Genomic DNA, 26,822 nt, shown 5'->3' on the forward strand with positions numbered 1-26,822 from the left:
CCCTGTTGGTTGGAAGTTTCGAAACCCGTCTTGTTTGTTGTTGTTCACCGGTCCGGCACGAAGGCTTTGCCGAGCGAGGCCGGCGTATTGATCAACGTTGTGCGCCGATTATGCGAGATGATGACGAGGACCACAACTGTCGCCGCATACGGCAGCATCGAGAGGAACTGCGAGGGAATGCCGATGCCGAAGGCCTGCGCGTGCAGTTGCAGGATCGTTACCGCCCCAAAAAGATAACCGCCGGCCAGCAGGCGCCAGGGCCGCCAGGAGGCAAAGACGACGAGCGCCAGCGCGATCCAGCCGCGCCCGCCTGACATGTTCTCTGTCCATTGCGGTGTATAGATCAGCGACAGCTGCGCACCGGCAAGGCCGGCGCAGGCGCCGCCGAACATCACGGCGAGGTAGCGCATGCGGATGACGTCGATACCGAGCGCATGCGCCGAGGCGTGATTGTCGCCGATGGCGCGGATCTTCAGGCCGGTGCGACTCTTGAAGAGGAACCAGTTGACGGCGATAACGAGCAGGATCGACAGGTAGAAGATCAGATCCTGCTTGAAGAGGACCGTTCCGACATAGGGAATGGCCGAAAGCAGCGGGATTTCGATCGGCAGCAGCCGGACGCCGGGCGCCCCGACGAAGGCCTCGCCGAGCATGCCGGAGGCGCCGAGGCCAAGGATCGTCATCGCAAGGCCTGTCGCCACCTGATTGGCGACGAGCGTCAACGTCAGGAAGGCGAAGAGCAGCGAAAACAGCGCGCCGCTGACGACGCCGCCGACAATGCCGATATAGGCCGAGCCGGTGAGCTGTGCCGTGGCAAAGGCACCGACGGCGCCCATGATCATCATGCCTTCGACACCGAGATTGAGAACGCCGGAGCGCTCGGTCACCAGTTCGCCGAGTGCGGCGATGACGAGCGGCGTGGAGGCGGTGATGACGGTCAGCAGAATGGCTTCGAAGATGCTCATGCCGCCCTGCCCCTTACCCGCGACCAGACCAGGCGGATTTTGTAATAGATCAGCGTATCGCAGGAGAGCACGAAGAAGAGCAGCAGCCCCTGGAAGACGCGGGTGACCTTGTCGGAAAGGCCGAGCGAAAGCTGGGCTGCCTCGCCGCCGAGATAGGTCAGCGCCAGCACCAGGCCCGATGCGATGATGCCGAGCGGATTGAGGCGGCCGAGGAAGGCAACGATGATCGCGGTGAAGCCGTAGCCCGGCGAGATCGCCGGCTGCAAATGGCCGATCGAGCCGGAAACCTCGGCTATCCCTGCAAGGCCGGTTAGGGCGCCAGAGAAGAGAAAGCTGAACCAGATCATCTTCTTCGACGAGAAGCCGGCAAAGCGCCCTGCCCGCTCCGATTGGCCGAGCACGACGATCTCGAAGCCTTTCAGCGTATAGCGCAGCATGAACCAGGCGCCGACCGCCGCCATGATGGCGAAGATGAAGGCCCAATGGGCGCGGCCCGACTCTTCCCAGATCGCCGGCAGCACTGCTTCCGGCGCGAAATCGCGCGAAACCGGAAAGTTGAAGCCCTTCGGATCGCGCCAGGCGCCGCGGATCAGCCAGTCGAGGAAGAGCTGGGCGATATAGACCAGCATCAGCGATGTCAGGATCTCATTGGTGTTGAAATGCGCCTTCAGCAGCGCCGGAATGGCGGCGAAGAGCGCACCGCCGAGCGCGCCCAATATCAGCATCAGCGGCAACACCAGCGGCGAATGCCAGTCGTAGAAGATGATCGGCAGATACGAGCCGGTGATGGCGCCGATGGTGAACTGGCCTTCGGCGCCGATATTCCAGTTGTTCGAGCGGTAACAGACGGCCAGGCCGACGGCGATCAGGATCAGGGGCGCGGCCTTGATCGCCAGTTCGTGCAGCGACCAGACCTCGAGCAGCGGTTCGACGAAGAAGGCGTCGAGTGCTGCGACCGGGTCCTTGCCGAGCATGGCGAACATGATGGCGCCGAACACCAACGTCAGGACAAGGGCCAAGAGCGGCGAGACGAAAGCGAAGAGCTTCGAGACGTCGGGGCGTTTTTCGAGTTCAATGCGCATGGGGCGCCTCCGGAGCAGAGCTGCTCTCGTGCAGGCCGCCCATCAGCAGGCCGATCTTTTCACGCGTCAGTTCGCCCGCCGGGAACGGGCGGGAAAGACGACCTTCGGAGATGACGGCAATATCGGTCGCCACTTCGAAGATCTCGTCGAGATCCTGGCTGATGACGACGACGGCCGAACCGCTTCTTGCAAGATCCACCAAGGCTTGGCGGATGCGGCTCGCCGCCCCGGCATCGACGCCCCAGGTCGGCTGGTTGACGACGAGCACCGTCGGCTGACGGTCGAGCTCGCGGCCGACGATGAACTTCTGCAGGTTCCCGCCGGACAGCGAGCCGGCAGCGGGATCATCGCCGCTCTTGCGGACATCCATGGCCTCGGAAATGCGTCTTGCGGCGGATTTCACCGCAGCGTGGCGGATGATGCCGAAGAGGCCCAGAAACGCCTTGCGGTCCGACTGGCTGCGGGCAAGGACGAGATTGTCCGACAGTTTCATGGCGGAGACGGCGGCATGGCCGTGGCGCTCCTCCGGCACGAAGCCGGCGCCGAGAAGACGGCGGGCGGTAATGCCCTGGTTGCCAACCGGCTTCTTGCGGATGACGATCGCCTCGGCCAAGGCGACCGGATATTCGCCCGACAATGCGTCGAAGAGCTCGCTTTGGCCGTTACCCGCGACACCGGCAATGGCGAGGATTTCGCCGGAGCGCACCGCCATCGACACATCACGCAGCGACATGGCGAAAGGGGTGCGCGCGGCGACGGAAAGACTGGCGACGGCAAGCTGCACCTCGCCCTTGTCGCTGCGCTCCGGATGCGTGACGGTCGCCACTTCGCTGCCGACCATCATGCGGGCGAGCGAGGCAGGCGTTTCCCGTTTCGGATCGCAGGCGCCGGTCACGCGGCCATGACGCAGGACGGTGGCGCGATCGCAGATGCGCTGCACTTCTTCCAGGCGGTGGCTGATATAGAGAACCGAACGCCCCTCGGCGCGCAGCTTGAACAGCGTCTCGAACAGCCTGTCGGCCTCCTGCGGCGTCAGCACCGAGGTCGGCTCGTCGAGGATGATGAGCTTCGGGTTCTGCAGCAGCGCACGGACGATCTCGATGCGCTGGCGCTCGCCGACCGAGAGATCGGCCACATGGGCATGCGGATCGAGCGGCAGGCCGTAGGCGATCGACAGCGCCCGCGCCTCCTCGGCGATCCTGTCGATCGGGATGGTGTCATCCAGCGACAGCGCGATGTTTTCGGCAACCGTCAGCGCCTCGAACAGCGAAAAATGCTGGAAGACCATGCCGATGCCGAGCTTGCGGGCCTCCCCGGGCGACGCGACCGCAACCGGCTGGCCCTGCCAGAGGATATGCCCGCCCGTCGGCTCGAGAACGCCGAACAGCATCTTCACCAGGGTGGATTTGCCTGCACCATTTTCGCCGAGAAGCGCATGAATTTCGCCCGGCGCTATATCGAGATCGATTTCATTGCAGGCGGCAAAGCCACCGAAAAACTTCGTCAGCTTCTGAACCGATAATAACGCACCGGAATCCGGCACATTCAATGGCGACACGTTCCCCTCATTTCTTCTGCCAACCGGTCCGTTCGGATCTCATGGAATCAGCAGCGTCGTTCCTGTTGTTTTTCTTGTTTCCAGATCCGTGTGAGCCTGCCCAACCTCACGCAGCGGATAGGTTTGATTGATATTGATACGCACTTTGTTGCTTTGCACAATATCAAATAGCGCTTTGGCACTGTCGATCAGTTCCTGACGCGCGGCGATGTAGGTGAAGAGCGTCGGCCGCGTCGCAAAGAGCGAGCCCCTCTGCGCCAGAGCCGCAAGGGTGAAATTTTCGATCGGACCGGAAGATTGGCCGAAGGAGGCAAAAAGGCCGCGCGGTTTCAGACAATCGAGCGACTGTGGAAAAGTATCCCGGCCGATCGAATCGTAGACGACATCCACGCCCTTGCCGCCGGTGATGTCGCGGACACGGTCGACGAAGCTGTCGCTCTTGTAGTTGATCACATGGTCGTAGCCATGGGCGAGTGCCAGCTCGATCTTGTCTTCGGAACCCGCCGTGCCGATGACGGTGGCGCCGAGCGCCTTTGCCCATTGGCCGGCAATCAGGCCGACGCCGCCGGCAGCGGCGTGGAACAGCAGGACCGTCTGCGGGCCGACCTTGAAGGTGCGGTTCAAGAGATATTCGGCGGTCATGCCCTTCAGCATCATCGCCGCTGCGGTTTTAAGCTCTATGCCGTCAGGCACATGCACCAGATGCCGCGTCTCGATATTGCGTTCAGCGCTATAGGCGCCGTCGGCACTGGCATAGGCGACACGGTCGCCGACCTTGAAGTCCTCGACGCCGGGGCCGACCGATGTCACGGTGCCGGCGCCCTCCTTGCCGGTGACGAAGGGCAGACGCGGCGCCTTGTAGGTGCCGTTGCGGAAATAGACGTCGATGAAATTGAGGCCGACCGCCGCCTGCCTGATCTGCACCTCACCCGCTAAGGGCGAGGGAAGATCGATCTCGACATAGTCGAAAACCTCCGGCCCGCCCGTCCTCGAAAATGAAACCGCCTGCGTTTTGGTCATCTTGCCTGTCCTATGCTTCGCGTCCAAGGGCGGGGAAGAATTGCAGCACCGCGCCGATGACGTAAAGATAGGCTCCGGTCACGATGAAGAGAATGAGCGCCCATTCGGGTGTGTCGAAATGCACCAGCAGCGAAAAAATGCCGAGCGCCGACCACAGGAAGAAGACGCCGAGATTGAGCGGGCGCAGCCTTTTGACCCGGACCGGGTGAAGGAAATTGATCGGCAGGAAGGTCAATACCACCGAAACGATGACAACGGTGAGCGCGGTCGTGGCGCTGGCATCGATGACGAACAGCGTGAAGACGATCATGTTCCAGACGACGGGGAAGCCGGAGAAGAAATACTCGTCCGTCTTCATGCCCATATCGGCATAGTAGATGGCGCTGGAGACGACGATCATGCCGGCGGCGACGAAGGACCAGGGCTCGCCGATCATGCCGCTCTGATAGAGCGCGAAGGCCGGCAGAAGCACATAGGTGACGTAATCGATGATATTGTCGAGCGTATCGCCCGACCAGTTCGGCAGCACTTCCTTGACGCGCACCTTGCGGGCGATCGGCCCGTCTATGCCGTCGACCAGAAGGGCAAGGCCCAGCCACCAGAACATGTCGATGAAGCGGTGCTCGGCGGCGGCAACGACGCCGAGAAAGGCAAGGAAAGAGCCGGATGCCGTCAGGATATGGACGGAAAAGGCGCGCATCTCCGCATAGGGAACACGCTTGTAGTTGAAAATCTTCATGTTCCCCCGACCGCCCTATCGCGCTCGCCCCGGCAAGCATCTTTTTTTTAGCCACCATCGCCGGACCCTGTTGCTGAATCGGGTTCGACGCCGTAGGTCTTTGTTGTCGCACCGTTTTTGCCGAAAACCGGCATCCGTTTCCGGCGTGCCGCTCTAATATGCATCCTTTACCGGGCTTCGCCAGCGGGAAATACGACATTCTCCGCCTGCCCCCTGCTCCCCATTGAATCCTGACAATGACATGCATATTTCCCTTTAGAAGCGTCGCGTGGAATGGAATGCCTTTAATTCCGGCCGGATTTGTAATATCTCGCTCGCATACGACAGTTCATCCGACGAAACGGGATCCGCTACCGAAATGAACGCGCCTGCAAAGACCGAAGACTTCGCCTTGTCCATCCCCGCCGGCGTCTATGCCGAGACGGTGCTCGATGTCACGCACTATACCGACCGGCTCTTCCGCTTCACGATGACCCGGCCGCAGGGCTTCCGTTTCCGTTCCGGCGAATTCGCGATGATCGGCCTGATGGTCGAGGGCAAGCCTGTGTTCCGCGCCTATTCGATCGCCAGCCCCGCCTGGGCCGAAGAACTTGAATTCTTCTCGATCAAGGTGCCGGACGGTCCGCTCACCTCCCATCTGCAGGCGATCAAGCCGGGCGACCAGGTGCTGATGCGCAAGAAGCCGACGGGCACGCTGGTGCTCGATGCGCTGACGCCCGGCCGTCGTCTCTACATGTTCTCGACGGGAACGGGCATTGCGCCTTTCGCCAGCCTGATTCGCGATCCCGAGACCTATGAGAAGTTCGAGGAAGTCATCCTCACCCATACGACACGCGATGTCGCCGAACTGAAATACGGCTTCGACCTCGTACACGAAATCCAGAACGACGAGCTGCTGAAGGAAGTCGTCGGCGACAAGCTGCGCCACTATCCCACAGTCACGCGCGAGGATTTCGAATATCGCGGCCGCATCACCGATCTGATCTCTTCCGGCAAGCTGTTCACCGATCTCGGTGTGCCGCCGCTCGACCCTGTGATCGACCGCGGCATGATCTGCGGTTCCTCGGCCATGCTGAAGGATACCAAGGAACTGCTCGAGAAGGCCGGTCTCGATGAAGGCGCCAACAGCAAGCCCGCCGAATTCGTCATCGAGCGCGCTTTCGTCGGCTAAAACATCTCTGACAATAATACCTGTGGCGGCTCCGGAAACGGAGCCGTTTCTATGTCTGGCTGAGGTAATCGATCAGCAGCGCCATGGAGGCGCGCGCTTCATCCGGCCTGCCCTGATGGATGGCGCGGATGACGGCGACGTGCAACGCGATGGCGCGGTCCATGCGCTCCGGGCTTGCCTTGGAGTACCAGAGGCGACGCGAATGGGTCTGCACCGGGCCGAGGGCTGCCGTGATGAAGCCGTTCGGGCAGGCATCCTCGAGGATTTCGTCGAAGGCCTTGTCGGCAGCGAAGAAGCCGTCGAGATCGCCGGTGACGGCGCATTCCTCCATCGCGCGGGCGCAATCGATGAGGCGCGCGCGCTGCTCGTCGCTCGCATGTTCGGCAACAAGGCTCGCCGCGATCGGCTCCAGCTCACGGCGCACCTGCATCACATTGCCATGATCCTCAGCAGCGATCTCGGCCACCTGCAGCCCGACGCGCGGCTTCACCAGGATCAGCCCCTGCCAGGCAAGCTTCTGGATCGCCTCGCGCACCGGCGTACGCCCATGGCCGGCCATATCGATCAGCTGCTTTTCAGTGACAAGCGCGCCTGGCTTCAACGCCAGCGTCACGATCAGATGCTCCAGCGCGAGATAGGCAAGATGGCTCTGAGAAGTCTGCAATAAGGAGCTCCGTCGCCAAGCCTGATATATCACATAGTGACACGGCCAAAAACCGAAGACAAGTCGCCACCCAAATATCAGAATAGAGACAGATAGATAACATTGGCGAGGCTGCTGAAAATCGGCGAACGGCATTGCCGGCACGGGCGTCTACGCCGTGAATGGCTTCTGCCGACCGCCCCACTCTCCGTCGTGCTCGGCCTTGAGCCAAGCATCCGCCCCGTATCCATCAGCAGCCGCGGCATGGATCCTCGGCTCAAGCCCGAGGAGGACGGAGAGTGCGGTTGGCTTTCTCGCCAAACTCGCCCTCGCCTACAGAGGCAAACCACTGCTTCACCAGGCCGGCACCTTCCCACGGTCACTCCTTGCGAAACGCCCGGCTGGAAACCGAGATCGAATTTTGACATGGGTCTTTTGCATTGGCGAACTGATAGCCATCGGCTTTATGGATGGCACCGAACTCCAGGCCGTTTTCCGCGCATCGTCTGCAAAAGGCCTCGACATCCTCCACGTCGAAGACCAGCTTGACGGTGGATTGGCCGCTCCGCTGGCCCTTGGCGGCCTGGTGCAGCATGATATTCGCACCGCCGTCCTGAGCCACCAGTTCAACGATCCTGTCGCCCGGCAGGCTGGTCGCCTTGAAACCGAAGTGCTTCTCATAAAAGCGCGCCGTTTCCTCGACATTCCCCGCATAGATCACCAGCCTGTTGAGCGGCATGATGCTTGGCCCCCTATAACGGTTGCGTTCGATTGACAAGGGTAGAGAGACATCATGCGTTTTGCCATGGCGCATTATTCGTGCCGCAACGCCTCGATCGGGTTCAACTGCGCTGCCCTTCTCGCCGGGAAATAGCCGAAGATCATGCCGATTGCCGCGGAGAACAGGAAGGCGACGGCGACCATGAGCGGGCTGAAGACGAAGGGTACTTTCAGCAGCGTCACGGCGCCGAAGCCGAGGCTCAGGCCAAGCACGATGCCGGTGATGCCGCCGAACAGCGACAGCGCCACGGCTTCGACCAGGAACTGGGTGAGCACCTGGCTTTCGAGCGCGCCGATCGCCAGGCGGATGCCGATCTCGCGGGTTCGCTCGGTAACGGAGACCAGCATGATGTTCATGATGCCGATGCCGCCGACGAGCAGGCTGATCGCGGCGACGGCGCCGAGCAGGCCGGTCAGCAGCGTCGTCGTGCCGGTCATCGCCTCGGCGATCTGCGTCATGTCGTTGACGTTGAAATCGTCCTGGCGGCCGGGCACGATCTTGCGGCGCTCGCGCAGGAGATTTTCGACATCCGACTGCACCTTGGCTGTGGAGACACCGTCGCGCGCCGAGATGATGATCTGCGGCACGTTGTTGCTGCCGCTGATGCGCCGCTGAAACACCTTGACCGGCATGATGACGACATCGTCCTGGTCGTTACCCATGCCGGACTGGCCGCGCTTGGCAAGCACGCCGATGACGGGGCATGAGACCTTGCCGACGCGGATCTGCTGTCCTGTGGGGTCGGCGCTGCCGAAGAGCTGCGAGCGCACCGTCTCGCCGATGATGCAGCGCGCCTGACCGCGTTCCTCGGCGGGCAAGAAATTGCGGCCGAGCGCCAGGTTCCAGTCCTGTGCGATGAAATAGTCGTTGGTGGTGCCGGAGACGCTGGTCGAATGGTTCTGGCCGCCGAAAATCACCGTCGCTGTGGACTGGTTGAGCGGCGCCACTGCCCTGAGGCCGCCGATCTGGTCGCGGATCGCCGCGACGTCCTTGACGCTAAAGCGCTTGGCCTCGGAGCTCGCCCTGCCGGGGCCGAACTGGCCGGGGCGGACGAACAGCATGTTGGTGCCGAGCCGCGACAGCTCGGTCGAGACTTGCGCGGTCGTGCCGTTGCCGATCGTCACCAGCGCGATGACGGCGGCAACGCCGATGACGACGCCGAGCACGGTCAGGAACGAGCGCAGCATGTTGCGGCTGATGGCCCGCAGCGCCAGCTTCAGCGTCTCAAAGAACATGATCCGCCCTCCTCCGATGCTCGACCTCAGTCTCCAACTTGCCGTCGACGAAACGCAGCAGCCGCTGCGCATAGGCGGCGATATCGGGTTCGTGGGTGACCATGACGATGGTGATGCCCTGCTCGCGGTTCAGCCGCGTCATCAGATCCATGATCTCGACGCTGGTCTTCGTGTCGAGATTGCCGGTGGGCTCATCGGCGAGCAGCAGCGCCGGCTCGGTAACGATGGCGCGGGCGATGGCGACGCGCTGCTGCTGGCCGCCTGACAGTTCCTGTGTCTTGTGATGCTCGCGCCCGGTCAGGCCGACCAGCGCCAGGGCCTCGCGGGCCCGCTCGCGCCGCTCGCGCACCGCCATGCCGCGATAGATCAGCGGCAGCTCGACATTTTCGACGGCCGAGGTGCGCGACAGCAGGTTGAAGCCCTGGAAGACGAAGCCGAGCATGTGGCGGCGCAGCAGCGTCAGTTGGCTGCGGTCGAAGCCGCTGGTCGGAATGCCTTCGAAGATGTAGTCGCCGGCGCTCGGCACATCGAGGCAGCCGAGAATGTTCATCGCCGTCGACTTGCCGGAGCCAGACGGCCCCATGATCGCGACGAATTCATGGGCGTTGATCGCAAGGTCGACGTGGTCGAGCGCGCGGATCGCCGCCTCACCCTCGCCGTAGATTTTCGAGACCTGTCTGAATTCGATGAGCGGCGGGCTTGCCATCCCTCTCTCCGCCTAGTTCGCACGCGCCGTGGCGTCGGTCACCAGTGCGTCGTTTTCCTTGATGTCGCCGGAGACGACCTGGGTGAACTGGCCGTCGGACGAGCCGACCTGGATGACAACAGGCGCCGGCCGGCCGTTGCGCAGGACCCAGACGCGGCGCTCAGCGCCCTTCAGCGCCGGACCGGCATTGTTGTTACGCTGACGTGGTGGGCCGAAGATGCCGAAAATGCCGCGGCCGCGCCTTTCGGCCTGCGCCGGGGCATAGCGCAACGCAGCGTTCGGCACCATCAGCGTGTCCTTGACGGCCTCGACGGTGACATCGGCCGTCGCCGTCATGCCGGGGCGCAACAGCAGGTCGGCATTGTCGACGGATAGAACCGCCTTATAGGTCACGACATTGTTGACCACTTCGGAGGCGAAGCGGATCTGCTCGATCTCGGCGGGAAACGTCCGGTCGGGATAGGCGTCGACCGTGAACTTCGCCTTCTGGCCGACGGCGATCTGGCCGACATCGGCCTCGTCGACATCGACCTGCAGCTCCATCTTCTTCAGGTCGCCGGCGATGGTGAAAAGGATCGGCGCCGAAAGCGAGGCTGCGACCGTGGCGCCCGGATTGACGGAACGGGTGAGGATGACGCCGTCGATCGGCGATATGATCTTCGCCTTGGCGAGATTGACTTCGGCAAGCTGCAGGTCGGCCTCCGAGGCGAGCACCTCGGCCTCATTGATCTGTTTGGCGGCGACGGCGGAATCATATTTGTAGCTGGCGTCATCGAGGCTCTGCTGGGTGGAGACATTGCTTCTGACCAGGCTCTTCAACCGCTCGAGCGAGGTGCTTGCCGATTGCATATCGGCATTGGCCTTGACGACGTTCGCCTTGGCCGAATTGAGCTTGGCGCGCGAGCTTTTCACATCCGCCTCGAGCTTGTTGGTATCGAGGAGGGCGAGCACTTCGCCTGATTTGATCGTGCTGTTGTAATCGACATTGACGTCGCGGACCGTGCCGGAAAGCTCGCTCGATATATCCACCTGCTCGGTCGGCTGTACCGAGCCGGTGGCGGTGACGAGCACTGTCAGGTCGCCACGTTTTGCCGGCTGGGTGGCATAGCTCACTTCGCTTTGCCCACGGCCCATATAGAAATAAGCGGCGACCGCTGCGGCAACGATGAGAATCAGCAGGATGAGCAGGCGTCCGCGCCAGCGGCCACGCTTGCCCTGCCGTCCTGATGCGACAAGGACCGCGGCGAGATCGGACGCTGCGCCTGTCTTTGCTCCGGTTTCGCTGCCGCTTACGATTTTGTTCATGTCGTCCTCAATCCGTCAGTGGCCGCCTGCGGCCTCTGCGGTGAAGTAATCACAGTGCAGATGAACCGGCGATTAGCGTTGCCGCCGAACTGGCACGGAATTGCGGATGGGTGAAATGAAATCTTGGTAAGGAAAGGTTGTTCAGGCGCCGGAAGCGTCCGTCAATCCGCATCCTCGGCATATTGGTCCGCGCCGGGCAACGAATGCAGCCAAGGCTCGCGCCGCTTGATCCAGACTTCATAACCAGGCGTAAGGCCGGTCGGCGGGGTGTCGAGCGAGCCCAGGCGGACTTCCGCCTCATCATCCCTAAGGCAGAAAAGCCTGCTGCCGCAGGCAGGGCAGAAGCTGCGCCCGGAGAAAGTGGCGATCTCGCCGCTGTGGGAGAAAGCCTGGCGCTGCCAGACCGCGAAGAAGGTGAAGGCGGAGCCGCTCGATTTGCGGCAATCGGCGCAGTGGCAGAGGCCGGTGCGAAGCGGCTCGCCTTCCACCCTGTAGGCCACCGCCCCGCAAAGGCAGCTTCCGGTTCGGATCCCCATGGGCCCGTCAGGCGTCGAGATTGGTCGGCAGGCCCGGCGGGCGCCGCTTTGCTGCCATCAACAGGTCGAGTTCGGTGGCCGACGGGCCGAACTTGTCGTAGAGGCGCTTTGCCTCCTTGTCGTCGAGCCGATATTTCCTGGCAAATTCGCCGATGCTGTAGGGGCGGCCACGCAACACTCTCCGCGCCGGGGTCGCCGTATTCGGTGCGTCGGTCATGGTTTTCTCCTTTTCGTCACGTCCCCTTTAAGCTAGTGCGACCTGTCGATTTGGAAAGAGCCGGCGCGCCGCATCAAGGCTTCCGGCACGGGTGGATGCGGTTGTTTTCCTGGAACCTTTTCGCCGACATACGCATTTTTTGATCGAGGTTGCGGGCTGCGCCAAGCGGACGCGGCGGTGCTGGAGAACATCGGGATTTTTCCGCTTTCTCCTGGTGGCCAACGAAATGGGCAGACGAGCTCCCTACCCGCCCGGTTCGTTTCCTCATCCCGCTGTTTTCGACCGGAGATCACGAAATATTAAAATGCGGAACGCATGCAGGACCGCTCTCGACCCCCGTCACGCCGAACGCCCTCGACCAATCTTCTTCATCTGTATTGATGATTCTCACTCATAAGTTCATACGATTTGCCGCGCCTAATCATGGTTCGGTACGCGCTCTATATTCAAAGCATGAGATCGGGAAGCGCTACCACGACTGTAGCCAAACTGAGCGGAGAGCGACGATGAACTGGTCGGATGACGAGCTTAGCAAAATCGGTCAGGCCGACGATTTGAAAATCGCGCCGTTCAGGGACGATGGCGCCACCTATGGCACCCCGACCTGGATCTGGGAGGTTGTCGTCGATGGCTCGCTCTACGTGCGCGGCTACCATGGTCAGAAGTCCCGCTGGTATCAGGCGGCGGTCCACCAGAAGGCTGGACGGATCATTGCCGCCGGCATGACGCGCACCGTCGGCTTCGAGCCTGTCGACGGCCCGATCAACGATCGCATCGACGACGCCTACCGTGCCAAATACGGCAAGAGCCAGTATCTCGCGTCGATGGTCAGCGCCCGAGCACGCGCGGCGACCGTCCGGATCGCGCCGCGTGAGGAAACTGCCTGACGGCAGTCGGATCCGGATGCGTCGTCGGTAGCCATCCAAACCAACTCGAGCAAAGGAGACGCAAGATGATCAAGCGCACACTCGGCCAGGGCCCGGAAGTCTCCGCCTTGTCGCTGGGCGCCATGGGCTATGGCAAGGCCCGCGAGCTTCCCGACCGGGCCGAGATGATCGACCTGCTTCGCACCGCCGTCGAACGCGGCATGGATTTCTTCGACACCGCTGAAGTCTACGGCCCCTGGACGAACGAGGAGATGGTGGGCGAGGCGCTTGCTCCGGTTCGCGACAAGGTCAAGATCGCTACGAAGTTCGGCTGGGACATCGATCAGGAAACGGGCGAGCACCGCGGTGGCGTCAACAGCAAGCCGGCGCAGATCCGCCGTGCCATCGAGGGCAGCCTAAAGCGCCTGCGCACCGACCACATCGACCTCTACTATCAGCATCGGGTCGATCCGGACGTGCCGATGGAAGATGTGGCCGGGACGGTCAAGGAGCTGATCGCCGAGGGCAAGGTGCGGTGGTTCGGTCTGTCCGAGGCCGGTGCCCAATCGATACGCCGGGCGCATGCGGTGCAGCCGGTGGCCGCGTTGCAGAGCGAATATTCCTTGTGGACCCGCGATCCGGAGGCCGAAATCATTCCGACAATCGAGGAACTCGGCATCGGGCTCGTGCCTTTCAGCCCTCTCGGCAAGGGATTTCTCACCGGCAAGATCGACCTCAACACCACATTCGACAGTTCCGATATCCGAGCGGGAATTCCCCGCTTCGCCGAGAAAGCGCGTCTTGCCAATCTGAAGCTGGTCGAACTGATCGGCAAGATCGGGGAGAAGCATGGCGCGACGCCGGCGCAGGTCGCGCTAGCCTGGCTGCTGGCGCAGAAGCCCTGGATTGTGCCGCTGTTCGGCACACGCAAGCTCGAACGGTTCGAGGAGAATATCGGGGCGCTGAACGTCACCTTGGACAAGGCCGATCTTGACGAGATCGAGCAGACCAACATCGTCATTCAGGGAGCTCGTTATCCCGAAGAAATGCTGCGCCGATCCGGTCTCTAGCGGCACATTCTGCAGCAGCCAATACCACAGAACCCTGCTTCGATGCTGACGACGGGCGCTTTGCAGCTTTCGTCGTTGCGCCGTTGCAGGCCCATTCCAGGCGATGCCGGAACAACCAAGTTGGAAGGATATCATCATGAAACGAATTTTGGCCGCCACGGCTATCTCGGTCACGATGGGCGAGCCTCTCATGGCCCAGGAAGGAATTGGAGGCGGAAGTGCTTCATCATTGTCGGTCAGCGACATCCAGTCCGTATCGCCGGCTCTTGGCCGATACGCTGAAGAGGACGTACTCGGAAATCTGTGGCAGCGGCCGCAACTGTCACGCCGCGATCGCAGCATCGTCACGCTGGCCGTGCTGATCGCCCGAAACCAGGCGATCGATCTGAAGCACTACGTCGACGTCGCTCTCGATAACGGGGTGACCCCGACGGAGGTTTCCGAGGTCATCACGCATCTGACTTTCTACGCAGGCTGGTCGAACGCGATGTCCGCAGTCGCCGCGACCAAGGACGCCTTCAAAGACCGGGGCATCACGGCCGACCAGCTGCCTGCGGCCTCTCCGCAACTGCTGCCGCTCAACGAAGAAGCCGAGCGCCAACGCGCCACCGGCGTCGAGAAGAGTGTCGGCCCGATCTCTCCGGGGCTGGTGCATTTTACGACCGACCCGCTGTTCCTCGACCTCTGGCGGCGGCCGGGCCTTGCACCGCGAGACCGCAGCCTTGTGACGGTCAGTTCGCTGATCGCATCGGGCCAGAGCGCCCAGATCACCTATCACCTTAACCGCGCCATCGATAACGGCCTGACCGCCGACGAAGCCGGCGAGGTCGTTGCCCATACGGCCTTCTACGCCGGCTGGCCGAACGCCTTCTCTGCGTCGCCGGTTGTCGGGGAGGTACTGCGCAGCCGGGCGAAGTAAAGCACCAGCCTGCAGCAAAAGCACGCTGGTCCGGCGCATAGGGGTCCGGCTTGCTTGCTGCTCCAGAGTTGATTGCTACCATTTCATAGGCGGGCGTTTATGATGGGCGTCGGTCTATGAGGAGGAATCATCATTGGAGCGCCAGAATATCAACGACCTGATGGTGTTCCTGGTGGTTGCGAGGGAGCGCAGCTTCACCAAAGCCGCCGCCAAGTTCGGCGTGTCGCAGTCGGCGCTGAGCCATACGCTCCGTCAACTCGAGCAGCGGCTGGGTGTGCGCCTGCTGACGAGGACGACGCGCAGCGTCTCGCCGACCGAGGCAGGCGAGCGGATGCTGCAGAGCATCGGTCCGCTTTTCGACGAGATCGGATCTGCGCTCGATGGCCTCAACATTCTTCGGGACCAGCCGGCGGGAACTGTCCGGCTGACCGCCGGCGACTATCAGATCCAGTGCTACATATGGCCGAAGCTTCGGACCTTTCTCCAACAATATCCCGACATCAGGCTCGAACTGGACGTGAACTACGGTCTGCAGGACATTGTCAGCGAAGGCTACGACGCCGGCGTGCGCTTCGGCGAACAGATCGCCAAGGACATGATCTCGGTGAGGATCGGGCCGGATGTTCGCTTCGCCGTCGTCGCCGCGGAATCCTATTTTGCCTCACGCGATATTCCAACACATCCGAAGGACCTCATGCAGCACAGGTGCATCAATCTGCGCCTGCCCACCTATGGCGGTCTTTATGCCTGGGAGTTCGAAGAGAACGGCCGCGAGATCAAGGTTCGGGTGGACGGCCAGCTGGTCTTCAACACGATCTACAACGTTCTTGAGGCGGCTCTCGACGGCTTCGGCTTCGCCTATGTCCCGGAAGATATCGCCAAGCTCCATCTTGGAACCGGTCGCCTCCACCGGTTTCTGGAAGATTTTTCTCCCTATTGGGAGGGCTTCCATCTCTATTACCCAAGCCGGCGCCAGTCTTCCCCCGCCTTTTCCCTTCTCGTGAACGCGTTGCGTTATTCAACGTGAGCGGCTGCGACGACAGAGTGGCGAGCCGCCTTTTGCACCGTTGCGCGGCTCCTGCGGGAAATAAAGCGCAAAGGGATTCGCTTCAGACGACGAAACGCTTCGGCAATTCGGTGGCAAGCGCATCGATCGCCAGTCGCGACCGCAACGGACGTCGCGGCGGTCCGGCCAAGAGCACTCGATTAAGGACGGAGTCGCGCTATGGCCGGATAGTCGGCGATAGGTGATCCTCTCTCGTCGCTGCCATGTCGGTAACGCGCATCGCAGCGAGGGCGCCATCTCGCTCCTTCTCCAGCCAAAATAGCGGCTGGGAACATAGGAGCCGACAGGATACCCAGCAGTCGCGCATGACTCTACGTGGCTTCCCTATTCCCCACTTGGTAGATCGGCTCGGGGACGCTCGCGAAGAAGAACGGGACGCTGCAGCATAGCTTGTGCGGAGCTGCATTGTTAGCTTGGTTCAAGAGTGGAGGTGGCTAGTGAGCGTTACGTTGTTCAATGATCGACTTCCACACAGAACGATTGGCCCTCGTCTTCTGTGCAAAATGAGTGCGTGGTCGGCCGCAGCAACGGCGCTCGCTGCATTGCTAAACCCGACAACGGTGTCCGCTCAGCAGGCCGACGGGGAGCGTATGTTCCGACAGCGCTGCGGGGCCTGTCACAGTATGGACCCCGGCCAGAAGAGCGGCCCGCATCTTACCGGGGTGATCGGGCGCACGGCCGGCAGCATCGAAGGCGCTCGCTATTCGGGGCCTATGCGAGCCTCCGGCATCATCTGGGACAAGGCGACCCTCAACACCTTTCTCGCCGCGCCGCGCCGGCTGATTCCGGCCACAACAATGACCGTCGCCGTCCCTGATGCGACGCAGCGGGCGGCAATCATCACCTATCTCGAAGGCCAACAGCCAAAAGCCAATAACTGACGAAGGAGACGCGATTCATGACTGCGTTCACGATCAATGGGCGCGCCGTCGATGTCGCCGCCGAACCCGACACGCCGCTCCTGTGGGTCATTCGCGAGCATCTCAAACTCACTGGCACGAAGTTCGGCTGTGGTGTCGCGCAATGCGGCGCCTGCACGGTTCATGTCGATGGAGTACCGACCCGCTCCTGCGTAACCATGCTTCAGGACGTTTCCGGGCGCGCGGTCGTAACGATCGAGGGCCTTTCGCCGGACTCAGACCATCCGCTACAGCGGGCTTGGATCGCCGAACAGGTGCCGCAGTGCGGTTATTGCCAGTCGGGCCAGATCATGCAGGCAGCCGCGCTCCTTCAGAGCACTCCAAAGCCCACGCGGGAGCAGATCATCGAACACATGGATGGCAATATCTGTCGGTGCGGAACCTATGGGCGGATTATCAGTGCCATCGAACGCGCCGCGCAGGAGGCTTGAGCGATGACAAAAACATCCCTTCCTCGAGCCGTTGCCCTGTCACGACGCAGCTTCCTCGTGACAGTCGGCGGTACAGCCGTGACGGTCGCATTCGCCAGCCTGTCCTCCGTCGCGCTGGGAGCTGCGACCGCTCAAGCGGCGACGGGGGATTTCACCCCCAACGTTTGGGTCACCATCGCGAGCGACGGCATCGTCAGCATCATCAGTCCGGCCTCGGAGATGGGACAGGGTGTCATGACATCAATTCCGCTGCTTATCGCAGAGGACATGGACGCGGACTGGGATATGGTCCGCATCGTCCAGGCTCCGGCGGACGCCGAGAAGTACGGCAATCCCAATTTCGGCGGTGCGCAGCTCACCGCCGGCAGCGACACCACGCGCGGTTATTATCTGCCGCTGCGGCTGGTGGGTGCACAGACCCGCAAAATTCTTCTGGCGATTGCCGCGTCGCGGTTGAAGGTCCCGGTGAGCGAACTTACGACCGAGCCAAGCAGGGTGGTACATCTGCCATCTGGCCGTTCGCTGGGCTACGGCGAGATCGCGGCGACCGGTGAACTTCCCGATGTGCTGCCGCAGGTGAGCGAAGCCGACCTGAAGCCCATCGACCAGTGCCGCTATATCGGCCGCATGGATGTCAACCGCATCGACGTGCCCTCCAAGGTCAACGGCACGGCAAAGTTCGGCATCGATGTGGAACTGCCGGACATGCTCTACGGCGCGGTGCTGCGCTCACCGGTTCCTGGCGAGGCGCCGGAAAGCATTGATGACGCCGCGGCCAGGGCCGTAAAGGGCGTCATCCAGGTCGTTCCCCTGCGTAACGGCGTCGGCATCATCGGCGAGAGCTACGATGCCGCCCGGCGGGCAAAAGAGGTGCTGAACATCACCTGGACAAACTCCTCGTCAGTCCGGCGCTACAACAGCACTCGCCTGGTAGAGGCCTATCGCGATGTCGGCCGCGATCTTGCCCAGGCGGGCGTCATCTCGCATACGCAGGGCGCTGACGCCGCCGCTGCCATCGCAGGTGCAGCGCGCGTCATCGCCGCCGACTATCTCAGCGATCACGTCCACCACGTAACCATGGAGCCGATGAACGCAACGGCGCTGGTCTCGAGCGATAGTGTGGAGGTCTGGGCGCCAACCCAGGGGCCGGGCACGGCGCGGGATGTGGCCGCTCGTATCGGCGGCACGACGCCCGACAAGGTCAAGGTCAACACCACTCTGCTCGGGGGCGGTTTCGGCCGCAGGGCCGAACAGGACTTCGTCATAGAAACTGTGTTGCTTGCCAAGGCGGTCCAGGGCCGGCCGGTCAAGGTCATCTGGAGCCGCGAGGACGACGTCCGGCATGGCAAATACCGGCCGCTTGCGGCCCAGCACGTGGAAGTCGGCCTTGACGCATCCGGCAACATCGTCGGCTGGCACCACCGGCTGGTGGCAGACTCGATCTTGGCCCGCATATCGAAGGACCGGTTCCAGCGCGCCGGTGGCCAGGACAGCTTGGTAACCGACGGCACGATCCACAATTATCGCATTCCCGCGCATCTGGTGCAGTTCGTCCGGCAGGACAATGGCCAGGATGTCGGCTCCTGGCGGGCAATCGGTAACGGCTACACCAAGTTCGCCATCGAATGCGTCATCGACGAGGTGGCCGCCGCGAAAGCGGTTGATCCGGTGGCGTTCCGGTTGGAATTGCTGAGCGAGCAGCCTCGTGCGCGAAAGGTTATCGAGGCAGTCGCCGCGATGGCGGAGTGGAACCGCCCGCGCAACGGACGGGCGTTGGGCATCGCCTATTCCGACGCCTTCGGAGCGCATTGCGCGGAAGTCGCCGAGGTGTCGCTCGACCGGGAGAGCGGCGAGATACGAGTGCACAATGTATGGTGCGCGATTGATCCGGGGGTGGCGATCCAGCCGCTGAACATCGAGGCGCAGGTCGCAGGCGCGATCGTGCACGGCGCCAGCCACGCGCTCTACGAGCAGCTCAACATCGTCGATGGCGAAGTCCAGGAATCAAACCTTGACACCTATCGGGTGATGCGGATGTCCGAGACGCCACAGATCCATGTCAGGATAATGCCGACGCCCGAGAACAGACCGGCCGGCATCGGCGAAGCCGGGATTCCTCCCGTCGGGCCGGCGATCGCCAACGCCGTGGCGCGTCTCACCGGCGGCGTGCGGCTGCGGCATTACCCGTTCCTGCCCGAGAGAGTAAAGGCGGCACTCAGTTCCTGATCCTTGCTCGGTCTGCTCGACCACAAATGGATCACGAATTGGCGAGTCTTCCTCCCCTGCCCCGAACGTCGCCATACGAAGTGGCATGCTGTCGCAAAGCGATTGAGCCGCTTCGTTTTTCCGCATGAGGAGCTTCCGCGACCGACGAGCGATCCGTTCGACCGGCATGATCTGAACTCGTCGTAGACGGTGTAAAACCAATACCAATGGCGGTTGGCGGTATTTCGGAGCGCATTTTCGAGAATCGCCTTTGATGAAGTTCTTTCCGCTCAACTGGCATCCCCGGATATGCGGAGATCGCCGGCTACGGTTTGGCGTTTACCAGCTCCGTTCCCCGATTGTAGTTGTTCCGGATCCGGCTGACGCGGGTGCCATCAACGTGATTGGGAAATCACAATCTGTGTTGTTAGCTTCCTTGTTTTCGCGTTCATCCGGAGGGGGCCGATGGACCCATTGTCAGAAGTGCTCTCGCTGCTAAAGCCACGCAGCTATCTCTCGTCCGGGATCGATGCAGGCGGCGAATGGGCCGTCCAATTCTCTAACCAGTCCGACACGATCAAGTGTTATGCGGTCGTCTCCGGGGAATGCTGGCTCGCCATGGAGGGCGTCCCTGAACCATTACGTCTTGAAAAGGGAGACTGTTTGATATTGCCGAGCGGACGCTCCTTCCGCCTGGCGAGCGATCTGGCGATCCCGCCGGTTGATTCCAAAACGATTTATCGGTCGGTGCGGTTGGGGAGCGTTGTTCGGATAAACGATGGCGGCGGTCTGCTTCTGGCAGGCAGTCGCTTCGCCGTCGCCGGCAAGCATGCCGGATTTCTGTTGAGCATGCTGCCGCCGATCGTACGCATACGCAAGGAATCCGAACAGGCTGCCTTGCGCTGGTCGATGGAGCGCATGATGGCGGAGATGTACGAAGGACAACCGGGCGGCCTTCTCATCGCGCAGCATCTCGCACATATGATGCTCGTGCAGGCCTTGCGGGTGCATCTGACTGAAGGTGCGAGCGGCGACGCGAACTGGATTGTCGCGCTAGCGGACAAGCAGATCGGCGCTGCGATCAACGCCATGCACGCCGATCCCGCATTTCGCTGGACACTACAGGAACTCGCCGACCGCGCAGGCATGTCACGATCGAAATTCGCGCTGAGATTTAGAGAGATCGCGGGCGAAACACCGATGGAGTATCTCGTGCGCTGGCGCATGCTTTTGGCGACTGACAAACTCGAGAACTCCGGCGATTCCATCGCAATGATTGCAATTGCCGTGGGGTACGAATCGGAAAGTGCGTTCCGTACGGCCTTCAAGCGCATCATGGGTTACACACCTCGGCAGTTCTGCCATGGCAGGGAGCAAATCGCGCAAACCGCTGACTTGGGGACGGGGCGTTAAGCCACCAGAGGCTTCGGAAAGGCTAAAGTTGGATGAGCCAGCACCGAAGCGAACCTTCAAGGTACCTGAATAAAATGCCTTTACAGCATATGGCTCGGCTTCAAAGGTCAAAGCGCTTCGGCAATTCGGTGGCAAGCGCATCGATCGCCAGTCGCGACCGCAACGGCAGATATTGGGTGGTTGGCCACACGGCGTAGCATTCCATCGCCGCCCTCGGCCGATCGGTCCAGAGTTCGACCAGTTCGCCTGCCTGCACGCGGTCATGGATCAGCCAGTAGGGAAGCCAAGCCAGGCCCATGCCATCGACGGCGGCATCGGCGATCACTTCGAGATCGTCAAAGCGCAGTCTTGAAGTGACCGACAGGTCGATGAGAGCACCGGTCGCATCGGGAAGCTGCCAGGTCAGGCCATAATCGTTGCGCCAGTATACGAGCGTGTCATGTTCTGACAGATCCGCCAGCGAATGTGGCTCCCCTCGTACGGCAAGATAGGCTGGAGAAGCGCAGAGCGCCTTGCGCGGGCTGACCAGTCGCCGGGCGTGGAGCGCGGTTCCGTTGCCAAGAGCGCCATTGCGCACCGCCAGGTCGAAGCCGTCGGCGATCAGATCGACTTGGCGGTCACTGAAGCTGAGTTCGAGTTCGAGCCTCTCGTGCTGGCGCGCATAGGCACGCAGGATGGGCGCGGCGCAGTAGCGGCCAAACAAGACGGGCAGCGACACGCGCAACTTGCCGACGACCTCACGCCGGCCGGATTCCAGGAGAGATTCGCCTGCGCGCAGTTCCTCGATCGCACGCACACACCGCTCGTAATATTGCTGACCATCCTCGGTCAGGCTCTGCGTCCGCGTGGTCCTGTGAAACAACCGGACGCCCAGGCGCTCTTCGAGACGCGCGATGGCCTTACCGACTGCGGAGCGCGTCAACGACAATCGTTCGGCCGCTTTGGCAAAGCCGCCCGTCTCGACCGCCTCGACAAAGACTTGCACTCCATCAAACCTGTCTCGCACCGAGCGGATCCTCGCGAAGAACGGTCCTGCGATTGGAGAACCTCAGGAACCAAAGAAGAGAAAAACTATTTCTAATCGTCAACTGCATTCTACGATATAAGGCCGGCCAAGCAAAGGATATTTCCTGGCAACAACGGCAGCACAGACGACCTCATCCAGCTCGGAAACTGGTTTGGTGTCATAATCCAATCGAAGACTGACCAGGCGCCGGATGTCGCGCCTGCCGGAAGCGATCTCAGGACGGCGGGCTACCTCGGCCGTCCGCGTGGCCGAGACCGTGCGCCGGTTCCAACCCGCCTGATCCATCTTTCTCAACCAAGGAATCCTGCCATGAAATTGCTTTGCCTCGATATTCCCCGGCCCGGCGCCAGTCTGGAAAAGTACCAGCCGCATATGTCGGATGAAGCCCGACACGCCTGGCAGATGTACAAGGGCGGCATCATCCGCGACATCTATTTCCGCCAGGACCGTCCGGGTGTCGCCATCATCGCCGAATGCGAGTCGGTCGAAGCCGCCAAGCAGGCCCTGAGCGAATTCCCGCTGGCCAAGGCCGGGCTTCTCGACTGGGAGGTCATCCCGCTTGGCCCCTTCCTCAATTGGGAAGCGCTGTTTGCGCCCGGCAACGCCTGAGATTCCTTGTCCGCGATACAACGGAACACTTTGCGCCCGATCGCGAATTTCGGGGGGCGCAGCAGAGCCTACGAGCGCATGTTGAAGAGCGATATGAAGTTCGCGTCGTCATCGACATGGCCTCGCTCAACTCGTGAGGAGCCAAGACAATGGCAAATAACATCAAGCCCATCCTTTGCGTAGTCACCAGCCATCCGATCAGAGGCGACACCGGCGAGCCGACTGGCTTTGCGATGGTCGAACTCACGCATCCGCTCGAGGTTTTCCGCGCGGCCGGCATTCCGGTCGAGATCGCCTCGATCCGGGGCGGCCATCCGCCGATCGACTTCTTCGACCTCACCGATCCAGTCAACGCCCGCTTCTGGAAGGACCGCGGGTTCCGCGATGCGCTCGCCCACTCGCTCATCCTCGACGAACTCGATCCCTCCCGCTACTCCGCAGTCTTCTTCGCCGGCGGCCACGGCACGATGTGGGATTTTGCCGACAGCCCGGCTGTGCAACGCGTGATCCGCGATATCTACGAAACCGGCGGCATCGTCTCGGCGGTCTGCCACGGCCCCGCTGCATTGGTGAACGCAACGCTCTCGGACGGCAGCCATTTGGTCGCGGGCAAGAAGCTCGCCGCCTTCACGGACGAGGAAGAGGCGGAGGTCAAGTACACCGAGGTCGTGCCCTATCTGCTGGCAACGACCCTCAAGGAGCGAGGCGCGCTGCATCAGCCGGCGCCGAACTGGACGGAGAAGGTGGTGGTCGATGGCCGCCTGATCACAGGTCAGAACCCGGCATCCGCATACGGGGTCGGCCAGGCGATCGTCGATCAACTCGCCCAGAAGTCCTGACCGGGGGAATTCACCAATGAAGATCATCGCAATCGAAGAGCATGTCCTGCCCGATGAGGTGAAGCATGGGTGGAACACGATTCCCGGCGCCGACGACGGAACGCTTGGGCTCAATCCAGGTCTGCTCGGCGAACGGCTGGCGGATCTTGGAGAGCAGCGGCTGGCTCTGATGGACGAGACCGGCGTCGATGTGCAGGTTCTCTCGTTGACGACTCCGGGTCTCAACAATCTCGGCCATCACGGCGTCGATCTTGCTCGTCGCGCCAACGACATTCTGGCCGGCGCTGTTTCGGCTCACCCATCCCGCTTCCAGGCGATGGCGGCTCTCTCCTTTGCGCAACCGAACGAGGCGGCGCGAGAGCTGCGACGAGCCGTCGAGGAACTCGGCTGCAAAGGTGCCGTTCTGTTCGGCCGGGTCGGCGACAGGAATCTCGATCATATGATCTTCGAGCCGACATTCGCCAGCGCCGCAGAACTCAATGTCCCGCTCCTGATTCATCCGCAGATCCCGCAGACGAGCATCCGCGATACTTATTATACGGGTTTCAGCGCCCCCATCGATCTCGCCCTGTCCACATTCGCCCTCGGATGGCATTTCGAGGCAGGCATCCAGTTCGTGCGTCTGATCCTGGGCGGCGTCTTTGACCGTCACCCGAACCTCCAGGTCATCCTCGGGCATTGGGGTGAGCTGGTGCTGTTTTATCTCGAGCGGCTCGTCATGCTGGATCGGGTGTCCAAACTCCAGCGGCCATTCCTCGACTATGTCCGCAACAACCTCTATCTGACGGCCAGCGGCATGTTCAGCCCCGCCTATTTGCAGCAGGCGATCGATGCCGTCGGCGTGGACCGCATCCTGTTCTCGACAGACTACCCATACCAGCATCGCCCCGGAGGCGATGCGCGGCGATTTGTCGAAGATCTGGAGCTCGACGCCGCCGACAAGGAGAAGTTCGCGCATGCGAACTGGGAGCGCCTCACCGCGGGCCCCCTGCTCGGCTGATCTCGGCGGAAAGCTTCCGTTCGTGAGGCAGACTCATAAGGTCTTGCAATTTGCCGCCGGTAATCCTTTCCGATGCGTGACCCATTTACTCACGTGAGCGATCCACTGCTTCGCCCTGAGCACCGGTCCCAGCATCGACTATGCCGGCTGACGGACTGCTGAGAGCGCGGAGCCGCGAGACGAGAACCCGTTCAAGCTGTTGTTGGTGGAGCGGACGCTCAGCGACGTGATAGCGCAAGCGAGGGCTGATCCATGAAGTTCGACACACCTGCAGGACCGAACCCCATCGACAGGATGACCGTCGTCGGCCAACCTCACAACCGCTTCGAAGCAGAGCTCAAGACGACTGGGACGGCGACCTACGCCTACGAATATCACAGCGTCGCACCGAACGCTGCCTACGGCTATATCCTTGGCGCGGCAATTGCCAAGGGCCGGATCTCATCGATCGACACCCGGCGCGCCGAGGCCGCGCCCGGCGTGCTGGCCGTCATTACTCACCGCAATGCCGGTCCGCTTGGTGTCGGAAAATTTTATGTCCAGCGCATGTTGGCTGCCCCTGATGTCGATCACTACCATCAGCCTGTTGCAGTCGTGGTGGCCGAAACCTTCGAACAGGCACGCGCAGCTTCCTCGCTGATCCGCGTCGACTATGCGCGCAGCCCGGGCCGCTTCGATCTCGCCGAGCAAATGGACAGCGCGCCGGTTGCACCGCAGATGGAGTTTGGCGGACCGACCGAGACGCAGGTCGGAGACTTCGACCAGGCTTTCGCAGCCGCGGAGGTGAAGGTTGACGAGACCTATACTGTTCCCGACCAGGCGCATGCAATGATGGAGCCCCATGCGACGATCGCGACCTGGGATGGTGATCGGGTGACGTGCTGGACCTCAATTCAGCAGATGAATTGGGGAACCCGCGATCTCGGACTCATTCTCGGCATTCCGCGCGAAAACGTTCGGCTGATCTCACCCTTCATCGGCGGCGGCTTCGGCGGCAAGGGCACGGTGCAGTCAGATCTGGTGCTGGCGGCCGTTGCCGCGCGCATGGTGCGGCGACCGGTGAAGATCGCGCTTCAACGTCCGATAATGTTCAACAATACGATCCATCGGCCGAAGACGATCCAACGGATCCGGCTCGGCGCCTCGCGCGACGGCAAGCTGACGGCGGTCGGGCATGAGAGCTGGTCGGGCAATCTCGCCGGCGGCCGCACCGAGCCGACCACCCTTTCGACACGGTCGCTCTACGCCGGAGCGAACCGGATGACAGCTGTCCGGCTGGCGACGCTCGACCTGGCCGAGGGCAATGCCATGCGTGCGCCGGGAGAGGCACCCGGTTTGATGGCGCTCGAGATCGCCATGGACGAGATGGCCGAGAAGCTCGGCATGGATCCGGTCGAATTCCGCGTCCTGAACGATACCCAGGTCGACCCGGAAAATGCCGATCGGACTTTTTCCTCGCGTCCCTTCGTCGAATGCCTGCGCACGGGCGCCGAACGCTTCGGATGGAGCATGCGGAAAACAGAGACGGGTCAAGTCCGCGATGGTGACTGGTTGATCGGAATGGGCATGGCGGGTGCGATCCGCGGGGCACCGATTTCAAAGGCCGGAGCGCGGGTGCGTCTCGATCGCCAGGGCATGCTGACGGTCGAGACCGACATGGCTGATCTCGGCACCGGCAGCTATACGATCGTGCAGCAGACGGCGGCCGAGATGATGGGTCTGCCGATCGAGCGCGTGGTGGCAAAGCTCGGGGATTCGAGTTTTCCGGAAATGCCGGGATCTGGAGGACAGCAGGGCGCGCCTTCCGTCACCGCAGGCGTCTATGCCGCCTGCACGAAGCTGCGGGCGGTGGTCGCCCAGCGTCTAGGCTTCAACGCCGCAGAGGCAGAGTTCGTCGACGGTGAGGTTCGTTCCGGAAATCGAAGGGCGCTGCTCGCCAGCGCTGCCGCCGATGGCGATCTCGTCGCCGAAGACGTCATGGAATTCGGCGATCTGGCGAAGCGCTTCGCGATCCAGACCTTCGGGGCGCATTTTTCCGAGGTCGGCGTCGACGTCTATACCGGCGAAATCCGCGTTCGCCGCATGCTCGCCGTATGCGCCGCCGGCCGCATCCTCAACCCCAAGACCGCGCGCAGCCAGGTGATCGGCGGGATGACGATGGGGATCGGGGCGGCCCTGATGGAAGAGATGGTGGTCGATAAGAGATCCGGCTTCTTCGTCAATCATGATCTCGCCGGCTACGAGGTTCCGGTCCACGCCGACATCCCTCATCTCGAGGCCGTGCTCCTCGACGAAGTAGATCCAGCGATATCGCCGGTGAAAGCGAAAGGCGTCGGGGAACTGGGACTGACTGGTGTCGCGCCGGCCGTGGCAAATGCGGTCCACAACGCAACAGGCGTGCGGGTGCGGCAATATCCGATCACACTGGAGAAATTGCTCGATCGGTTGCCTCATCGCGAGTGATAGTCCCGGCGAAATGACAAGAGGTCTCAAAGGACA

General features: G+C 62.0%; 26 protein-coding genes. 13 read left to right on the plus strand and 13 right to left on the minus strand.

Annotation, left to right across the window (positions count from 1 at the left end):
- Window positions 1-44: 44 nt before the first annotated feature.
- The 5 genes from OLZ32_RS03430 to pcsA are packed head-to-tail and all read right to left on the minus strand — an operon-like array spanning window position 45 to window position 5,364.
- Entirely contained in the window at window positions 45-965 is a 921-nt protein-coding gene (locus OLZ32_RS03430; RefSeq protein ID WP_003539582.1) for an ABC transporter permease, read from the minus strand.
- Window positions 962-2,047 (minus strand): ABC transporter permease, encoded by a 1,086-nt coding sequence (locus tag OLZ32_RS03435; protein WP_264395558.1) that lies wholly within the window; start codon window positions 2,045-2,047, stop codon window positions 962-964. The genes OLZ32_RS03430 and OLZ32_RS03435 overlap by 4 nt, the downstream gene beginning before the upstream one ends.
- The gene (locus OLZ32_RS03440) at window positions 2,037-3,605 is read right to left on the minus strand and encodes an ABC transporter ATP-binding protein (RefSeq protein ID WP_264395559.1); all 1,569 of its coding nucleotides are present in this window, start codon (window positions 3,603-3,605) and stop codon (window positions 2,037-2,039) included. Before OLZ32_RS03440 ends, OLZ32_RS03435 begins: the two co-directional genes overlap by 11 nt.
- Before the next feature lie 39 nt (window positions 3,606-3,644).
- Entirely contained in the window at window positions 3,645-4,625 is a 981-nt protein-coding gene (locus OLZ32_RS03445; protein WP_264395560.1) for a quinone oxidoreductase family protein, read from the minus strand.
- Window positions 4,626-4,635: 10 nt separating this feature from the next.
- Entirely contained in the window at window positions 4,636-5,364 is a 729-nt protein-coding gene (gene pcsA / locus OLZ32_RS03450) for a phosphatidylcholine synthase (RefSeq protein WP_003539573.1), read from the minus strand.
- 358 nt (window positions 5,365-5,722) lie between these two features.
- Here pcsA and OLZ32_RS03455 point away from each other — a divergent pair, with 358 nt between their 5' ends.
- A complete protein-coding gene (locus OLZ32_RS03455) occupies window positions 5,723-6,535 on the plus strand; it encodes a ferredoxin--NADP reductase (RefSeq protein ID WP_003539571.1) in 813 nt (270 codons plus the stop codon).
- Between the two features lie 49 nt (window positions 6,536-6,584).
- Here OLZ32_RS03455 and OLZ32_RS03460 read toward each other — a convergent pair whose 3' ends face one another.
- The 7 genes from OLZ32_RS03460 to OLZ32_RS03490 form a co-directional block, all read right to left on the minus strand.
- Window positions 6,585-7,199: a GntR family transcriptional regulator gene (locus OLZ32_RS03460; RefSeq protein ID WP_264395561.1), complete on the minus strand. Its 615-nt coding sequence runs from the start codon at window positions 7,197-7,199 to the stop codon at window positions 6,585-6,587.
- Between the two features lie 358 nt (window positions 7,200-7,557).
- Window positions 7,558-7,917, minus strand: a complete 360-nt coding sequence (locus tag OLZ32_RS03465; RefSeq protein ID WP_264395562.1) for a VOC family protein — start codon at window positions 7,915-7,917, stop codon at window positions 7,558-7,560.
- A 74-nt stretch (window positions 7,918-7,991) separates the two neighbouring features.
- Window positions 7,992-9,194, minus strand: coding sequence for an ABC transporter permease (locus OLZ32_RS03470; protein WP_264395563.1), 1,203 nt, complete (start codon window positions 9,192-9,194; stop codon window positions 7,992-7,994).
- Window positions 9,184-9,900, minus strand: a complete 717-nt coding sequence (locus tag OLZ32_RS03475) for an ABC transporter ATP-binding protein (protein WP_003539566.1) — start codon at window positions 9,898-9,900, stop codon at window positions 9,184-9,186. The genes OLZ32_RS03470 and OLZ32_RS03475 overlap by 11 nt, the downstream gene beginning before the upstream one ends.
- A 12-nt stretch (window positions 9,901-9,912) precedes the next feature.
- Entirely contained in the window at window positions 9,913-11,205 is a 1,293-nt protein-coding gene (locus OLZ32_RS03480) for an efflux RND transporter periplasmic adaptor subunit (protein WP_264395564.1), read from the minus strand.
- Between the two features lie 161 nt (window positions 11,206-11,366).
- Window positions 11,367-11,741: a GFA family protein gene (locus OLZ32_RS03485; protein WP_264395565.1), complete on the minus strand. Its 375-nt coding sequence runs from the start codon at window positions 11,739-11,741 to the stop codon at window positions 11,367-11,369.
- A gap of 7 nt (window positions 11,742-11,748) precedes the next feature.
- On the minus strand, window positions 11,749-11,958 hold the full coding sequence (locus OLZ32_RS03490; protein ID WP_003539563.1) for a hypothetical protein: 210 nt from the start codon (window positions 11,956-11,958) through the stop codon (window positions 11,749-11,751).
- Window positions 11,959-12,464: 506 nt separating this feature from the next.
- On the opposite strand from OLZ32_RS03490, the gene OLZ32_RS03495 reads away from it, so the two are divergent.
- The 8 genes from OLZ32_RS03495 (at window position 12,465) to OLZ32_RS03530 (ending at window position 20,848) form a co-directional block, all read left to right on the plus strand.
- A complete protein-coding gene (locus OLZ32_RS03495; RefSeq protein WP_264395566.1) occupies window positions 12,465-12,845 on the plus strand; it encodes a DUF2255 family protein in 381 nt (126 codons plus the stop codon).
- A gap of 65 nt (window positions 12,846-12,910) precedes the next feature.
- Complete coding sequence (locus OLZ32_RS03500) at window positions 12,911-13,894, plus strand: aldo/keto reductase (RefSeq protein ID WP_264395567.1); 984 nt, start codon at window positions 12,911-12,913, stop codon at window positions 13,892-13,894.
- A gap of 136 nt (window positions 13,895-14,030) precedes the next feature.
- Window positions 14,031-14,813, plus strand: a complete 783-nt coding sequence (locus OLZ32_RS03505; RefSeq protein ID WP_264395568.1) for a carboxymuconolactone decarboxylase family protein — start codon at window positions 14,031-14,033, stop codon at window positions 14,811-14,813.
- A gap of 133 nt (window positions 14,814-14,946) precedes the next feature.
- Window positions 14,947-15,840, plus strand: a complete 894-nt coding sequence (locus OLZ32_RS03510; protein ID WP_017988302.1) for a LysR family transcriptional regulator — start codon at window positions 14,947-14,949, stop codon at window positions 15,838-15,840.
- A gap of 476 nt (window positions 15,841-16,316) precedes the next feature.
- Entirely contained in the window at window positions 16,317-16,760 is a 444-nt protein-coding gene (locus OLZ32_RS03515) for a c-type cytochrome (RefSeq protein WP_312885865.1), read from the plus strand.
- Window positions 16,761-16,777: 17 nt separating this feature from the next.
- Window positions 16,778-17,230: a (2Fe-2S)-binding protein gene (locus tag OLZ32_RS03520; protein ID WP_130792884.1), complete on the plus strand. Its 453-nt coding sequence runs from the start codon at window positions 16,778-16,780 to the stop codon at window positions 17,228-17,230.
- A gap of 3 nt (window positions 17,231-17,233) precedes the next feature.
- Window positions 17,234-19,456: a xanthine dehydrogenase family protein molybdopterin-binding subunit gene (locus tag OLZ32_RS03525; protein WP_264419568.1), complete on the plus strand. Its 2,223-nt coding sequence runs from the start codon at window positions 17,234-17,236 to the stop codon at window positions 19,454-19,456.
- A gap of 444 nt (window positions 19,457-19,900) precedes the next feature.
- Window positions 19,901-20,848: an AraC family transcriptional regulator gene (locus tag OLZ32_RS03530; RefSeq protein ID WP_264395570.1), complete on the plus strand. Its 948-nt coding sequence runs from the start codon at window positions 19,901-19,903 to the stop codon at window positions 20,846-20,848.
- Between the two features lie 100 nt (window positions 20,849-20,948).
- On the opposite strand, the gene OLZ32_RS03535 is transcribed toward OLZ32_RS03530, so the two are convergent.
- Window positions 20,949-21,854, minus strand: coding sequence for a LysR family transcriptional regulator (locus OLZ32_RS03535; RefSeq protein ID WP_017988297.1), 906 nt, complete (start codon window positions 21,852-21,854; stop codon window positions 20,949-20,951).
- Window positions 21,855-22,184: 330 nt separating this feature from the next.
- Between OLZ32_RS03535 and OLZ32_RS03540 the strand changes: the two genes are divergently transcribed.
- The 4 genes from OLZ32_RS03540 to paoC all read left to right on the plus strand — a co-directional run bounded on the left by OLZ32_RS03540 (window position 22,185) and on the right by paoC (window position 26,786).
- Window positions 22,185-22,484, plus strand: a complete 300-nt coding sequence (locus OLZ32_RS03540; RefSeq protein ID WP_017988295.1) for a YciI family protein — start codon at window positions 22,185-22,187, stop codon at window positions 22,482-22,484.
- A 149-nt stretch (window positions 22,485-22,633) separates the two neighbouring features.
- Window positions 22,634-23,323: a type 1 glutamine amidotransferase domain-containing protein gene (locus tag OLZ32_RS03545; protein WP_264395571.1), complete on the plus strand. Its 690-nt coding sequence runs from the start codon at window positions 22,634-22,636 to the stop codon at window positions 23,321-23,323.
- 16 nt (window positions 23,324-23,339) lie between these two features.
- Window positions 23,340-24,323: an amidohydrolase family protein gene (locus tag OLZ32_RS03550; RefSeq protein ID WP_264395572.1), complete on the plus strand. Its 984-nt coding sequence runs from the start codon at window positions 23,340-23,342 to the stop codon at window positions 24,321-24,323.
- 252 nt (window positions 24,324-24,575) lie between these two features.
- Window positions 24,576-26,786 (plus strand): aldehyde oxidoreductase molybdenum-binding subunit PaoC, encoded by a 2,211-nt coding sequence (paoC, locus tag OLZ32_RS03555; RefSeq protein WP_264395573.1) that lies wholly within the window; start codon window positions 24,576-24,578, stop codon window positions 26,784-26,786.
- Window positions 26,787-26,822 lie beyond the last annotated feature (36 nt).

It is taken from the genome of Rhizobium acaciae (assembly GCF_025941625.1).
Taxonomy (GTDB): domain Bacteria; phylum Pseudomonadota; class Alphaproteobacteria; order Rhizobiales; family Rhizobiaceae; genus Rhizobium; species Rhizobium acaciae.

Excerpts from the sequence above, each read along its gene's own strand:
- OLZ32_RS03430 (WP_003539582.1), bottom strand. The coding sequence starts at position 965 with ATGAGCATCTTCGAAGCCATTCTGCTGACCGTCATCACCGCCTCCACG.
- OLZ32_RS03435 (WP_264395558.1), bottom strand. The coding sequence starts at position 2,047 with ATGCGCATTGAACTCGAAAAACGCCCCGACGTCTCGAAGCTCTTCGCT.
- OLZ32_RS03445 (WP_264395560.1), bottom strand. The coding sequence starts at position 4,625 with ATGACCAAAACGCAGGCGGTTTCATTTTCGAGGACGGGCGGGCCGGAG.
- pcsA (WP_003539573.1), bottom strand. The coding sequence starts at position 5,364 with ATGAAGATTTTCAACTACAAGCGTGTTCCCTATGCGGAGATGCGCGCC.
- OLZ32_RS03455 (WP_003539571.1), top strand. The coding sequence starts at position 5,723 with ATGAACGCGCCTGCAAAGACCGAAGACTTCGCCTTGTCCATCCCCGCC.
- OLZ32_RS03465 (WP_264395562.1), bottom strand. The coding sequence starts at position 7,917 with ATGCCGCTCAACAGGCTGGTGATCTATGCGGGGAATGTCGAGGAAACG.
- OLZ32_RS03470 (WP_264395563.1), bottom strand. The coding sequence starts at position 9,194 with ATGTTCTTTGAGACGCTGAAGCTGGCGCTGCGGGCCATCAGCCGCAAC.
- OLZ32_RS03475 (WP_003539566.1), bottom strand. The coding sequence starts at position 9,900 with ATGGCAAGCCCGCCGCTCATCGAATTCAGACAGGTCTCGAAAATCTAC.
- OLZ32_RS03480 (WP_264395564.1), bottom strand. The coding sequence starts at position 11,205 with ATGAACAAAATCGTAAGCGGCAGCGAAACCGGAGCAAAGACAGGCGCA.
- OLZ32_RS03485 (WP_264395565.1), bottom strand. The coding sequence starts at position 11,741 with ATGGGGATCCGAACCGGAAGCTGCCTTTGCGGGGCGGTGGCCTACAGG.
- OLZ32_RS03490 (WP_003539563.1), bottom strand. The coding sequence starts at position 11,958 with ATGACCGACGCACCGAATACGGCGACCCCGGCGCGGAGAGTGTTGCGT.
- OLZ32_RS03495 (WP_264395566.1), top strand. The coding sequence starts at position 12,465 with ATGAACTGGTCGGATGACGAGCTTAGCAAAATCGGTCAGGCCGACGAT.
- OLZ32_RS03500 (WP_264395567.1), top strand. The coding sequence starts at position 12,911 with ATGATCAAGCGCACACTCGGCCAGGGCCCGGAAGTCTCCGCCTTGTCG.
- OLZ32_RS03505 (WP_264395568.1), top strand. The coding sequence starts at position 14,031 with ATGAAACGAATTTTGGCCGCCACGGCTATCTCGGTCACGATGGGCGAG.
- OLZ32_RS03520 (WP_130792884.1), top strand. The coding sequence starts at position 16,778 with ATGACTGCGTTCACGATCAATGGGCGCGCCGTCGATGTCGCCGCCGAA.
- OLZ32_RS03525 (WP_264419568.1), top strand. The coding sequence starts at position 17,234 with ATGACAAAAACATCCCTTCCTCGAGCCGTTGCCCTGTCACGACGCAGC.
- OLZ32_RS03530 (WP_264395570.1), top strand. The coding sequence starts at position 19,901 with ATGGACCCATTGTCAGAAGTGCTCTCGCTGCTAAAGCCACGCAGCTAT.
- OLZ32_RS03540 (WP_017988295.1), top strand. The coding sequence starts at position 22,185 with ATGAAATTGCTTTGCCTCGATATTCCCCGGCCCGGCGCCAGTCTGGAA.
- OLZ32_RS03545 (WP_264395571.1), top strand. The coding sequence starts at position 22,634 with ATGGCAAATAACATCAAGCCCATCCTTTGCGTAGTCACCAGCCATCCG.
- OLZ32_RS03550 (WP_264395572.1), top strand. The coding sequence starts at position 23,340 with ATGAAGATCATCGCAATCGAAGAGCATGTCCTGCCCGATGAGGTGAAG.
- paoC (WP_264395573.1), top strand. The coding sequence starts at position 24,576 with ATGAAGTTCGACACACCTGCAGGACCGAACCCCATCGACAGGATGACC.